Below are 13,799 nucleotides of genomic sequence, written 5' to 3' on the forward strand. Positions count from 1 at the left end.
GGTAACTCTATGCGACACCTTGAAAATATCTACCGCCTGGGCGTGAAGGAAATCTGGAGCCTGATCCGCGACCCGATGATGCTGATCCTGATCGCCTACACCTTTACCCTGGCGATCTACGTGGCTGCTACCGCCAAGCCGGAAACTTTGCACATGGCGGCGATTGCTATCGTCGATGAAGATGGCTCGCCCCTGTCGGCGCGCATCGCCTCGGCCTTCTTTCCACCCCAGTTCACGCAGCCGGCCATGATCAACCAGGAGGAAGTCGATGCGGGCCTCGACGCAGGCCGCTATACCTTCGTGCTGACGATACCATCGAAACTGCAGGCCGACGTGCTGGCCGGGCGCAAGACGACATTGCAGCTGAACGTGGACGCTACGCGCATGAGCCAGGCCTTCAGCGGCAGCGGCTATATCCAGCAGATCGTCGCTGGCGAAGTGGCGGAATTTTCGAAACGCTACCGGGCTGCCACCACGCTGCCGGTGGACCTGGTGATGCGCGCGCGCTTCAATCCTTCGCTGAGCCAGGCCTGGTTTGGCTCGCTGATGGAAATCATCAACCAGGTGACGATGCTGTCCATCATCCTGACGGGCGCGGCCCTGATACGCGAGCGCGAACACGGCACCATTGAGCATTTGCTGGTGATGCCGGTGACGCCAGCCGAAATCATGCTGGCCAAGGTCTGGTCGATGGGGCTGGTGGTGCTGGTCGCCGCTGCGCTGTCGCTGAACCTGGTGGTGCGCGGCTTGCTGCATGTGCCCATCGAAGGCTCGATCGCCTTGTTTCTGTGCGGCGCAGCCTTGCACTTGTTTGCCACCACCTCGATGGGCATTTTCCTGGCCACCCTGGCGCGCAGCATGCCGCAATTTGGCATGCTGCTGATCCTGGTGCTGCTGCCGCTGCAGATGCTGTCGGGCGGCAGCACGCCGCGCGAAAGCATGCCGGAACTGGTGCAGAACATCATGCTGATCGCGCCCACCACGCACTTCGTCGAATTGAGCCAGGCGATTTTGTACCGGGGCGCGGGTATCTCGGTGGTGTGGAAACCATTCCTGGCCCTGCTGGTGATCGGCACGGCCCTGTTTTCTTTCGCGCTGGCCCGGTTCAGGAAGACCATCAGCCAGATGGCGTAATTTCGAATCCTGTGCCTGAATCCCACTGGCGCAGCAATCTGCAAGTAGACATCTGCAAAGAGGATAGCCATGACGAATAAAACTGCAGCACCCTTCTCCACCGGCGGCCTGCCATCCCTGGGCATGCTGGGCGACTATGCGCGCGATTCCTGGCAGCGCATCGTGCTGTACGCGGACGTGATGCGCCGGCGCGGCAACCAGTACCAGGAGCACATGGCTGAAAAAGTACCGAACGTGCTCGACTTCCCCGCTGAAATGGTGATGACGGGCCTGGAGCTGGAGCGCCCCGTCAACTATGGCCTGGTGCGCATCCTCACGCCCGACGCACCCGATCCCCTGCCATCGAAGCGGCCTTTCGTCGTCGTCGATCCGCGCGCCGGTCACGGCCCCGGTATCGGCGGCTTCAAGGCCGAGAGCGAAATCGGCGTGGCCCTGCGCGCCGGCCATCCCTGTTATTTTATCGGTTTCCTGCCCCATCCCGTGCCGGGCCAGACGGTGGAAGACGTGATGCATGCGGAAGCGATTTTCCTGGAAAAAGTCATTGCCCTGCATCCTGATAGCGAAGGCAAGCCTGTCGTCATCGGCAATTGCCAGGCGGGCTGGCAGATACTGATGACGGCCGCCATGCGCCCGGAATTGTTCGGCCCCATCATCGTGGCCGGCGCACCCGTGTCCTATTGGGCCGGCTGGCATGGCCGCAATCCGATGCGTTATGCGGGCGGCTTGATGGGCGGCAGCTGGGCCACGGCGCTGGCGGGCGACCTGGGGAACGGCGTGTTCGACGGCGCCAGCCTGGTGCAGAATTTTGAAAAGCTCAATCCGGCCAATACCCTGTGGAGCAAGCAGTACAATCTGTACGCCAACATCGATACGGAAGCGCCGCGCTACCTGGAATTTGAAAAATACTGGGGCGGCCATGTGTTCCTGAACGCCGTCGAGATGCAGTACATCGTCGACAATCTGTTCATCGGCAACCGCCTGGCCACGGCGGAACTGATCACCTCCGAAGGCGTGCGCCTGGACTTGCGCAATATCCGCTCGCCCATCGTCGTATTCTGCTCGAAAGGCGACAACATCACGCCGCCACCGCAGGCGCTGGGATGGATCACGGACCTGTACCGCGATGACCACGACGTGCTGCTGCATGACCAGACCATTGTGTATGCGGTGCATGACAGCGTAGGCCACCTGGGCATTTTCGTGTCCGGCAAGGTAGGGCACAAGGAGCACCAGAAATTCGCCAGCAATATCGACCTGATCAACCTGCTGCCGGCCGGGATCTACGAAGCGCTGATCGTTGAAAAGACGCCCGATACGCCGAACGCCGACCTGGCCAGCGGCGACTATGTGCTGTCGGTCGAGCGCCGCAACCTCGATGATGTACGTGCCATCGTGCAGCCGGACGTGGAAAATGACCGCAAGTTCGCCACCGCCGCCCGCATCTCGGAAGTGAATCTGTCGCTGTACCGCAGCTTGGTGCAGCCGTGGGTGCGTGCCGTGGTGACGCCGCAATCGGCGCGCTGGCTACAACTGATGCATCCGCTGCGCATCTCGTACGAGCGCTGGACGGATCGCAATCCATTGGCCGCGCTGGTGGCGAAAGAAGCGGAAAAAGTGCGCGAACATCGCCAGCCTGCATCGCCCGATAATCCGCTGCTGGCCATGCAGGAAGCATTTTCCGGCGCCGTCACGGCAGGTTTGAACAGCTGGCGCGACTGGCGCGACACGGTGCAGGAACAGACCTTCGACCTGATCTACGGTTCGCCGCTGCTGCAGGCGCTGGCGGGCCAGGGCAAGGATGTCACGCCGCGCCCGCACCCCAGCGTCTCGCCCGAACATCTTGAATACGTGCGTTGCGAAACCCGGCATATGGACGATGATGTGAACCAGGGAGCACTGGCTGAAGCGGGCGTGCGCGCGCTGTTTTATATCTACCGCTTCCGCATGATCGCCGACGAACGCCGGGTCAACCTGGCCCTGAAACTGATACAGCCGCAGTACACAGGCGGCTTGGGCATGGAAGCGTTCCGCCGTACCGTGCGCCAGCAGTCGCGTCTGATGCTGCACGACTTCGACGGCGCCATGGCGGCCTTGCCGCTGCTGCTGTCGCGCGCCAAGCCGGACGCCATCCGCGCGCTGGCCGAGTGGCTGCAGCAAGTGCTGCTGGTGCCGGACGCGCCGACGCCCGATGAAGAAGCCAGCCTGCAGCAGATGCTGGACGTATTCGAGCGTGCCGCGACTGCACAAGCTGCGCCTGCTGTGTCAGTATCGCAGCGTGCTTCCGCGCCGCAGCCCAAAGCCAAACCTGTCAAAAATAGTAGTCCAGCCTAGAAGGTTCACATGATTAATAGTAAAGACGATGATTTGCATGTCGTGCGCAACCGCACTTTCGAACAGATTGCCATCGGCGACAGCGCCAGCATCACGCGCACCTTGAGTGCCGACGACATCGCCCTGTTTGCGGTGATGTCGGGCGACGACAACCCGCAGCACCTGGATCCGGAATTTGCCGCGTCCAGCCGCTACCAGGGCGTGATCGCGCACGGCATGTGGGGCGCTGCACTGATTTCAGCTGTGCTGGGCACGCGTTTGCCCGGCGCCGGTACCGTGTATGCGAGCCAGACCCTGCGCTTCCTGCAGCCCGTGCGGGTGGGCGACACGCTCGATATACGCGTCACCGTGACGGCGCTCGAACCGCTCAATCGCCATGTGACCCTGGCTTGCCGCTGCGTTAACCAGCACGGCGCCGTGGTGCTCGATGGCGAAGCCGAGGTGATCGCGCCGGCCGAGCAGATCGAACGGGCGCGCGCCACCTTGCCTGAAGTACGTTTGCATAATGGCGATGGCACGCGGCGCCTGCTCGAGCATGCGCGCACGCTGGGGCCGATCAAGGTGGCAGTGGTCCATCCTTGCGATGAATTGAGCTTGTCCGGCGCGCTGGACGCCCATGCGGCGGGCCTGATCATTCCCGTGCTGGTGGCGCCCCGTGCGCGCCTGGAAGCGGTGGTGGCGGCAGCAGGCTTGTCGCTGGACGGCATACAGATCGAAGACGTCGAGCATAGTCATGCGGCCGCCGCGCGCGGTGCCGAACTGGCGGGCAAGGGCGAAGTGGAGGCGCTGATGAAAGGCAGCCTGCATACAGATGAATTGATGTCGGCCATCCTGGCAGCCAGCGCCGGCTTGCGCACCAAGCGCAGGGTCAGTCACTGCTTTTTGATGCAGACGCCGGCCTATCCGCGTCCCTTCATCATCACCGACGCCGCCGTCAATATCGCACCGACGCTGGAAATCAAGGCTGATATCGTGCGCAATGCCATCGACCTGGCGCACGTGATCGGCGTGGCGCAGCCGCGCGTGGCCATCCTGGCGGCCGTGGAAACGGTGAACCCGACCATGCCTGCCACGGTGGACGCGGCAGCCCTGTGCAAGATGGCCGACCGTGGGCAAATTACGGGCGCGATTCTGGACGGCCCGCTGGCGTTCGATAACGCCGTCTCTATCGCTGCCGCCACCGTCAAGGGCATTGTGTCGGAAGTGGCGGGGCGCGCCGATATCTTGCTGGTGCCGGATCTGGAAAGCGGCAATATGCTGGCCAAGCAGCTCGAATACATGGGCGACGCCGACAGTGCCGGCATCGTGCTGGGCGCTAAAGTGCCCATCATTTTGACCAGTCGCGCCGATTCGCGCGCCAGCCGCATCGCTTCGTGCGCGCTGGCCGTGATGCTGGCCTATCACTATCGGAGCACGCCACCATGAGCGCCACCACAGAAAACTCCCTGATCCTGGTGCTCAATTGCGGCTCGTCCAGCATCAAGTTCGCGCTGTTCGACGCCAGCGGCGAGACCGTGCCGCAAGAGCCTGAATGGAGCGGCAAGGTGGAAGGCATAGGCCGCGAAAGCGCGACCTTCCGCGTTGCTGGGCAGCCAGCGCAGCCCTTGCAGCTGGACTCGCAACTGCCGCATCACGCGGCGCTGGAAACCATCCGCGAACGGGTGGTGGCGCAGCTGGCAGGGCGTACCTTGCGGGCCGTGGTCCATCGCGTGGTGCATGGCGGCAGCAAGTATTTCGCTCCCGTGCGCATCGATTTCGACGTGCTGGCCGACCTGAAAAGTTTTATCCCGCTCGCGCCCCTGCACCAGCCGTTCGCACTGGAAGCGATCGAAGTGCTGCTGGAATCGCGGCCCGATATCGCCCAGGTGGCGTGTTTCGATACGGCTTTCCACCACACGGTGCCGCAGGTGGAACAGATGCTGGCCTTGCCCTACGATGCGTGGGAGCGGGGCTTGCGCCGCTATGGTTTCCACGGCCTGTCCTACGAGTACCAGTCGCTGGTGCTGGAACAGCGTTATGGCCCTGTCGCACGCGGCAAGGTCATCGTGGCCCACCTGGGCAGCGGCGCCAGCCTGTGCGCGATGGAAGGCTTGCACAGCGTGGGCACCACCATGGGATTTTCCGCGCTCGATGGCCTGATGATGGGCACGCGCTGCGGCGCGCTTGATCCGGGCGCGGTGATTTACCTGATGGAGATCGAGAAGCTGTCGCTGGAAAAAGTGGCGCATGTGCTGTACCACGAATCGGGTTTGCTGGGTGTGTCCGGCGTGTCGGCTGATCCGCCCGTGCTGCTGGCGCAGGAAGGCCGGCAGGATGCGACGGGCGAGCGCATACGCGCGGCGCTGGCCCTGTATGTGCGCCGCATCGTGCGTGAAATCGGCGCGCTGACGGCGGTATTGAAAGGCCTGGACCTGCTGGTGTTTACAGCGGGTATCGGCGAGCACAGTGCGGAACTGCGCCGGCGTATCTGTGCGGAGCTGGGCTTCGTCGGCCCCGTGCTCGATAGCGAGGCCAATGCAGACAACGCCAGCGTGATATCCAGCGCCGGCAGCCGCATCGTGGTGGGCGTGGAACCGGCCAACGAGGAGTGGGTGGCTGCCCGGCACGCGGCGCTGGCGGTGCCACTGGCATAGGACAGAGAAATTGCCCAACTGAACATATTTTCCCCTTGCGTGGGCTAACGCACAGTGTGGTTTTGATTCTTGCTCTACTATGAAGTCATGCCATCGCCGGGTGTGAAAACGACGGCGATGCCAGGCAAGCTTGAACATTTTGCCAGCCTTTAATCAGAATGCATCATAAGAATTTTAACGACATTGAAAGGTCACATCATGAACAAATTACTCGCCGCTCTGATCGCTACCCTGTTTGCCAGCGCTGCTTTTGCACAAACCGCGCCGGCCACTGAAGCTGTCGTGAAAGCCCAGGCTTCCGCGCAAAAAGACGTCAACAAGGCTGCCGCCTCGGAAGCCAAGGTCGACGCCAACGCTGACGCAGACGTCGCCAAGGCACAAGCCAAGGCAAACGAAAAGAAAGCTGACGCCCATCACAAGGCTGCTAAAACCAAGGCCAAGGCCCACGACAAGGTCGTGAAGGCCGATCCTGAAGACCAGGCCAAGGCAGAAGCCAAAGCCGAAAAAACGGCTGCCAATGCAGACGCCAAAGCCGGCAAGACTTCCGTGAAAGCGGACGCCAAGGTCGCCAAAGAAAAAGTGGATGCGAATGCCGACAAGGCCCTCGCCGCCGCCAAGACGGAAGCGGCCAAGGCCAAGGCAGAAGCCGACATCAAGGCGGCCGCCGCCAAGTAATCGTGTACCTGCAGGCTTGGGCCTGCAGCCCGAAAGACAGCTACGGCTGTCTTTTTTTTCGCCCGGCGCTTTGCCGTTCTCCGCTAGACAGTCTTGATGCGCCTCAAATGCTCCTGTTTTTTGCATGCCATAGTGAATTGGCAGGCAGACTGAAAGGGAGACATCATGAACACCAACAAAACGAAAAAAGTAGCAGGCAGCGGTTCTGACGAGCGGCAGACAATTTCTGACATGCCCATTGAGGGCGAACTGGAAGAACGCATGGGAGTGTCCTACGCTGACCAGGCGGCGATCCATGCCGGCGGCATGCCTGGCGCAGCGCAGGATATGGCGAACACCGGTTGCATGAACACGGGTAATGGCAACGGCATGGGAGGCGGCGGCGCCGGCATGGACGGTGGAGGTGGCGGCGCCAATGGACAGGGCGGCGGCACGCCGCAGGTGCGCACCTGCGCCACGATGACGGTGTATCGCCGCCTGCTGAACGAAGACCCTTCCTATGCCCGCGTGCGCGACGAGATCGAAAACCTGGCTGGCCTGTATGAGGGGGACCAGGGTCTTGCTGCCCGCTCGGGTGTGACCACAGTACCGGTGGTGGTGCACGTGGTATGGAATATGGCTGCGCAGAATATCTCGGATGCGCAAGTGGCCAGCCAGATCGATGTGCTGAACCGCGACTATCGGCATACCAACACGGACGTGGCCAATACGCCCGCACCTTTCCTGCCGCTGACGGCCGATGCACGCGTGGAGTTTGCGCTGGCCACGGTCGATCCTCATGGCGCGGCCACCAGCGGCATCGAACGGCGCCAGACGACTGTCACCTCATTTGGCGCTGACGATGCCGTCAAGTCGCAAGCGACGGGCGGCATGAATGCCTGGCCGGCCGATACCTATCTCAATATCTGGGTCTGCCAGCTGGGCGGCGGCTTGCTCGGTTATGCGCAGTTTCCCGGTGGCCCGGCCGCTACCGACGGCGTGGTGATACTGCAATCGGCCTTTGGCACCATCGGCACGGCGGCGCCACCGTTCCACCTGGGCCGCACGGCCACGCATGAAGTGGGGCACTGGCTGAACCTGAATCATATCTGGGGCGACGATGGCACCGGTTGTACTGGTACCGATAACGTGGCCGATACACCCAATCAGGGCGGCGCGAATACCGGTACGCCGTCGTTCCCGCATGTGTCCTGCAATAACGGCCCGAATGGCGACATGTTCATGAATTATATGGACTACGTGGACGACCCGGCCATGTTCATGTTCACCGCCGGCCAGGTGGCGCGCATGCAGGCTTGCCTCGATGGTCCGCGCGCCAGCATCGGCACGGCTGCGGGCGGTGGCGGTGGGGCGACATCGCGCCAGAGCTCATCGCCGGTGGTCGCCTGGGGCGCCAATCGCCTCGACGTCTTCGTGGCGGGCACCGATAGCGCGCTGTATCACAAGGCCTGGAATGGCACGGCGTGGGCGCCGTCCGTCACCGGCTATGAAGCGCAGGGTGGCATCGTGACCAGTGCGCCGCAAGTGGTGTCGTGGGCGCCGAACCGGCTCGATGTCTTCGTTACCGGCAGCGACAGCGGCTTGTACCACAAATGGTGGAATGGCTCGGCCTGGGGGCCGTCGCTGACGGGCTATGAAGCGCTGGGCGGCTTGTGTCTGGGCGATCCGCGCGCCGTGGCCTGGGGGCCAAACCGCCTCGATGTGTTTGTCGTCGGTACCGACCGCGCTCTGTATCACAAGTGGTGGAATGGCTCGGCCTGGGGACCGTCGGTAACGGGCTACGAAGCGATGGGCGGCATCTGCCTGGGCCAGCCTGAAGCGGTGGCGTGGGGACCGAACCGGCTCGATGTGTTTGTCATTGGCACGGACCGGGCGCTGTATCACAAGTGGTGGGATGGCACTGCGTGGGGACCGTCCGTGACGGGCTACGAACGGCTGGGCGGCATCTGTACCTCGTCGCCGAAGGCCGTGGCCTGGGGGCCGAACCGTCTTGACGTGTTCGTGACAGGTACCGATGGCGCGCTGTACCACAAGTGGTGGGATGGCGCGAAGTGGGGACCGTCCATCGATGGCTACGAGCGCCTGGGTGGCGTCTGCGTAGGCGAAGTGGAAGCCGTGTCGTGGGCGGCGAATCGGCTCGACCTGTTCGTCATCGGCACGGATAGTGCGCTGTATCACAAGGCCTGGAACGGCACGGCCTGGTCGCCCTCGCTGACAGGCTTTGAAAACCTGGGCGGCATTTGCACTTCGCGTCCCCGCGCCACGGCCTGGGCGGCAAATCGCCTGGACGTATTCGTCAGGGGTAGCAACGGCGCGCTATTCCACAAGGCGTGGAATGGCACGGCCTGGTCGCCCTCCGTGAGCGGCTACGAAAACCTGGGCGGCGTGATATCGTGTTTTTAAGGGAGGGACTGGCATGCACGGTATGACAAGGGTACTGCCCAGCGGCAGCTGGACGCATTCGTTCGAGGAAGATGGCGCCGGTATCGAGGTGTATCGGCCGACGGCCACGTTTGCCTTTCCACCCAGCCGCAAGGGGCGCAAGGTGCTCGATTTCGACGCGGCCGCCAACGGTGTCGGTATGGTGACGACCATGGCGCCCGGTCCCGATGACAGACCTCGCGCGGGGCCAGCTACCGCGCTGATCCCCTTGGGCATGAACCGCTATGCGCTGGGGGGTACGCCGGAAGCGCCGCAAGCCGTGATTGAAATCGTCGAAGCGGCGGCAGATATCCTCAGGCTGGTCCGGCATTGAGCGCAGCAGGTCTTGGTGGCGACAGACACAAAAAAAGACAGGCGCACCTGTCTTTTTTTGTGAGGGTATTAACTCATCGCTCAGCCGATAGCCGTCATTTTCACCGGTTTCAGTTTGGCAGCCAATGGTTTGCCCTTCTTGCCACGTTTGCCGAAGTGTTCGCCCAGGGCGGTAGCGCCCAGCGAGGCGTCCTGCGGTTTCGACGCCCGGCCGATGCCCGACACCACCACGCCGCGCTGGGTGATCGGTTGCACGGCCAGCAATTTGTCCTTGCCTTCCAGCTCGATCAGCTTGACGCCAGTGCCGCCCTTGGTCAGGGTTTTCATCTCGTCCATGCCAAATACCAGCAGGCGCGCACCCTCCGTCAGGCAAGCCAAGGCCAGCGCGCTGGCTGATTCCGGAATGACTTTGGGAGCCAAAGGCAAATCGCCATCGTCCAGGGTGATGAACGATTTACCACCCTTCAAACGGCTGGCCATGTCGCCGGCCTTGGCGATGAAGCCATAGCCGGCGTTGGACGCCAGCAGCAAATTGGTGGCGCCATTGCCTGCAAAGTAATGCAGGATACGGATGGCATTGCCGGGCGTGCCGCCGCTCAGGTCGACCAGGGTCGTGATCGGCACGCCGTCGCCACGCGCGTTGGGCAGGGCAGCTACCGGCACCGAGTAGATCTTGCCGTTGTTGCCGAAGCCCAGCAGGGTATCGACCGTGCGGCATTCGAAAGCGCCATGCAGCGTGTCGCCGGCCTTGAAGGTGAATTGCGCCGCATCGTGGCCGATGCCGGTACGCGCGCGTACCCAGCCTTTTTCAGAAATGATGACGGTCACCGGCTCATCGACGACCTTCTGTTCGGCCACGGCTTTTTGCGCTTCTTCGATCAGGGTGCGGCGCACATCGCCAAACTGCTTGGTATCGGCTTCGATTTCGCGGATGATGGCGCGCTTCATCGAACCCGGGTTGTCCAGCAGGTCTTGCAGGGATTTTTCTTCCTTGCGCAACTCGGCCAGCTCTTGCTGGATCTTGATCGTTTCCAGGCGCGCCAGCTGGCGCAAACGGATTTCCAGGATATCGTCGGCCTGGCGTTCGGACAGCTTGAACGCTTCGATCAGCGCAGCTTTCGGTTCATCCGAATTGCGGATGATGTGGATTACCTTGTCGATATTGAGCAGGATCGCTTCGCGCCCTTCCAGGATATGGATGCGGTCCTTGACCTTGCCCAGTTTGTAGCCGGTACGGCGCGTGACAGTAATAAAGCGGAAGTCGATCCACTCGCGCAGGATGTCGCCCAGGCCTTTCTGGCGTGGACGGCCATCGCCGCCTATCATCACCAGGTTGATCGAGGTCGACGATTCCAGCGAGGTGTGCGCCAGCAGCATCAGCATGAATTCGCTCTGATCCTGGTTCTTCGATTTCGGTTCGAACACCAGGCGCACGGGCGCGGCGCGGCCCGACTCGTCGCGGATGGTGTCGAGCGAATTGAGGATCAGCGCTTTCAGGGCCACCTGTTCCGGCGACAGCGCCTTCTTGCCCAGCTTGATCTTCGGATTGGTCAGTTCCTCGATTTCTTCGAGTACTTTTTGCGACGAGGTGCCCGGTGGCAGTTCCGTCACCACAGCTTGCCACTGGCCGCGCGCCAGCTCTTCAATTTTCCAGCGCGCGCGCACCTTCATGCTGCCACGGCCGCTCGCATACATGTCCTGGATTTGCGATGGCGGGGTGATGATCTGGCCGCCGCCGGGGAAATCCGGACCCGGAATGATGGCCATCAGTTCGGCGTGCGTGATCTTTGGATCGCGTATCATGGCCACGGCCGCCCTGGCTACTTCCGTCAGATTGTGCGAGGGGATTTCCGTCGCCAGGCCCACGGCGATGCCGGACGCGCCATTGAGCAGCACCATCGGCAGGCGCGCCGGCAGCAGCTTCGGTTCTTCCGTCGAGCCGTCGTAGTTGGGCTGGAAGTCCACCGTGCCCATGCCGATTTCATCCATCAGCAATTTGGCGATCGGCGTCAGGCGCGCTTCCGTGTAGCGCATCGCCGCCGCGCCATCGCCGTCGCGCGAGCCGAAGTTGCCCTGGCCATCGATCAGCGGATAACGCAGCGAAAAATCTTGCGCCATGCGCACCAGCGCGTCGTACACGGACTGGTCGCCATGCGGATGCAGCTTGCCCAGTACGTCGCCGACCACGGCCGCCGATTTGCGCGGCTTCGCCGTGGAATTCAAGCCCAGCTCATTCATCGCATACAGGATGCGGCGCTGCACCGGCTTCTGGCCGTCGCACACGTCGGGCAGGGCGCGGCCCTTGACCACCGAAATGGCGTAATCGAGATAGGCGCGCTCGGCGAAGGTAGACAGGGTCAGCGCTTCGCCGTCGAATACCGGTTCATCTGGCAAGGTAGGCTCAGGCTGGGCATCGTCAAATAAATTGGTTTGTGTGGACATGGTGCGGGTTTCAGTAATTTAAATGGTTGCGGTTGAACGTATGGCGCTGATTATGACAGCCCGGGTTGGGACAAGGACATGCGGTAGGACTGATAGATACTGCGTACGGTGAAGTACAGCACCGCCAGCGCCAGGACGACGGCCAGGCGCAGCAGCGGCTGTATTTGCGCGGCGTCCTGCTGATGGAGCAGTATGAAAGAGGCGATGGCAGGTGCCAGTATTACGGGCCAGCCCGCCTTCAAGCTGAAATCGCAGGACGCGAGCAGCATGCCGATGCAAGACCAGGCAAACAGCGCCGCGCCGAGCAGGGCGGCGGGTAGGAGGTGCAGATACAGTTCCAGTATCAAGCCGATGCAGCCGATAATCCATGCCATGCGCAGCCAGGGCAACATCGCCACAGTACCGCCGCATGCGGCATACAGCCCTTCCTTGGCGCGGATGGTCAGCATCAGCGCGCAGAATGACAGCATCATGCCTTCGTTGCCGTTCATGGCAGACGTGCCGTTGCCCATGATGATCAGGGTGGATAACAAGGTCAGTCCTACCATGTACAGCAATTGTCTGCCAGTCAGTAGTGAGCGGCTTGAGGCACCCGCGATCAAAGTGGCAAAACACAAGCCGCTGGCAGTGGCGATGCGCAGTTCCTTGTCGGGTGACGGTATGAAGTACAGTGCGCCTACGACCAGGAACGGCACTATCCAGGCCAGATACAATAGTTCTGGCCGTTCGTGCAAGACAGGCAGGTAGTTGATACTGCGTTTTTTCAACAATTGCCAGAGTGAAAATAACGGTGCAGGCCAGCCGAAAGCATGCATGGTCATGAGCGCAAAAGCCACTACCTGGCAGAACAGTAAATTGGTCCACTGCGGCTGCAACAGCGGCAGGCGGGCGACACCGGCAATGGTCGCCAGCATGAAATTGAACGCGCAGCCCAGGCCTATCGAGGTGAGGGCAGTGTCCTTGAAATAGCGCTTGCTATGGACAGCGTGCTCCCAGCGCTTAAACAAATCTCCATCGAGCTTGTAGACCAGCATTTCCGGATGGTGCCAGCGTACCGTTTGCAGCAAACCTTTGACTTCCTCCGTAAACGCCTGGTCGAACAACTGGCGCCCGTAAGCCGATGGCGGCTGTTGCGACAGCAGGCAGGCAATACCGCGATGCTGGTCGCGGTTGTCCAGGAACAGGGCGTAGGAACGGTCGGCCCGGTAGCGCGCCATGGCGTTGTGCATCAGCTCCGGCTGGCGGCGCGCCAGATAAGCATGGTCTTCATTCCAGCCCATGGTTTCAAACAAGGCCAGGCGCAGCGACAGGTCATAGCCCTCGCTGGCGCAGTAACGGAGCGCGCACAGCTCGAATTCTTCGTGCACATCCAGGTTGAGCAGTTCTTCGCGCGCCATGAAAGCAGGCAGCATGGCTTCCGCATTGCGATGCTGGGCCAGCGTCATGAGTTCATGCCACAAGCTTGCAGCCTGTTCGGCCGGATCGATGACGACCGTGCCCCATAGTTCGCGTACAGGTGACGATATCTTCGCGGGCGCCGTTTCCTGAGCGACCACTCCCCACAGTTCGGCCGGTGCTGCTGGCGTTTCGAGCGTGACCGTTTCTTCTTGCGGCCCGCGCTCGTGCTCCAGCAACTGCGCGTTCAACATGGGCGCATGCCGCAGCGCGTACTCATACGCTTCGCGCAGCTGCTGGAAGGCGGCCGGATCGTCGTCGGGCCGCGTGGTTTTCAGCTGCTTCGCATACGCGCGCTTGATGGCGCGCTCGTCACCAGTGGGCTCCGTGCCGAGAATATCCCACAGGCTGCGCTGTCCCTGATGCATGCCGTCG

At 62.1% G+C, this 13,799-nt stretch carries 9 protein-coding genes; 7 read left to right on the forward strand and 2 right to left on the reverse strand.

Annotation, left to right across the window (positions count from 1 at the left end):
• Positions 1-9: 9 nt before the first annotated feature.
• The 7 genes from HDE72_RS09950 (at position 10) to HDE72_RS09980 (ending at position 9,528) form a co-directional block, all read left to right on the forward strand.
• The gene (locus HDE72_RS09950; RefSeq protein ID WP_183740162.1) at positions 10-1,134 is read left to right on the forward strand and encodes an ABC transporter permease; all 1,125 of its coding nucleotides are present in this window, start codon (positions 10-12) and stop codon (positions 1,132-1,134) included.
• A gap of 123 nt (positions 1,135-1,257) precedes the next feature.
• Positions 1,258-3,465: a DUF3141 domain-containing protein gene (locus HDE72_RS09955; protein WP_260176612.1), complete on the forward strand. Its 2,208-nt coding sequence runs from the start codon at positions 1,258-1,260 to the stop codon at positions 3,463-3,465.
• A gap of 9 nt (positions 3,466-3,474) precedes the next feature.
• On the forward strand, positions 3,475-4,890 hold the full coding sequence (locus tag HDE72_RS09960) for a bifunctional enoyl-CoA hydratase/phosphate acetyltransferase (RefSeq protein WP_183739778.1): 1,416 nt from the start codon (positions 3,475-3,477) through the stop codon (positions 4,888-4,890).
• Entirely contained in the window at positions 4,887-6,098 is a 1,212-nt protein-coding gene (locus HDE72_RS09965) for an acetate/propionate family kinase (protein WP_183739781.1), read from the forward strand. The genes HDE72_RS09960 and HDE72_RS09965 overlap by 4 nt, the downstream gene beginning before the upstream one ends.
• A 198-nt stretch (positions 6,099-6,296) precedes the next feature.
• Positions 6,297-6,773: a hypothetical protein gene (locus HDE72_RS09970; protein ID WP_183739784.1), complete on the forward strand. Its 477-nt coding sequence runs from the start codon at positions 6,297-6,299 to the stop codon at positions 6,771-6,773.
• A gap of 165 nt (positions 6,774-6,938) precedes the next feature.
• The gene (locus HDE72_RS09975; RefSeq protein ID WP_221291222.1) at positions 6,939-9,176 is read left to right on the forward strand and encodes a DUF8189 domain-containing protein; all 2,238 of its coding nucleotides are present in this window, start codon (positions 6,939-6,941) and stop codon (positions 9,174-9,176) included.
• A gap of 13 nt (positions 9,177-9,189) precedes the next feature.
• The gene (locus tag HDE72_RS09980; RefSeq protein ID WP_183739787.1) at positions 9,190-9,528 is read left to right on the forward strand and encodes a hypothetical protein; all 339 of its coding nucleotides are present in this window, start codon (positions 9,190-9,192) and stop codon (positions 9,526-9,528) included.
• Between the two features lie 80 nt (positions 9,529-9,608).
• On the opposite strand, the gene parC is transcribed toward HDE72_RS09980, so the two are convergent.
• Together parC and HDE72_RS09990 are read right to left on the reverse strand one after the other, a co-directional pair.
• Positions 9,609-11,969 carry a DNA topoisomerase IV subunit A gene (parC, locus tag HDE72_RS09985; RefSeq protein WP_183739789.1) on the reverse strand — a complete coding sequence of 787 codons (2,361 nt, stop codon included), beginning with the start codon at positions 11,967-11,969 and terminating at the stop codon, positions 9,609-9,611.
• A 50-nt stretch (positions 11,970-12,019) separates the two neighbouring features.
• Positions 12,020-13,792, reverse strand: coding sequence for a J domain-containing protein (locus HDE72_RS09990; protein WP_183739792.1), 1,773 nt, complete (start codon positions 13,790-13,792; stop codon positions 12,020-12,022).
• Between the last annotated feature and the right edge of the window lie 7 nt (positions 13,793-13,799).

The sequence above is a fragment of the Janthinobacterium saanense genome (assembly GCF_014200675.1).
Classification (GTDB): domain Bacteria; phylum Pseudomonadota; class Gammaproteobacteria; order Burkholderiales; family Burkholderiaceae_D; genus Janthinobacterium.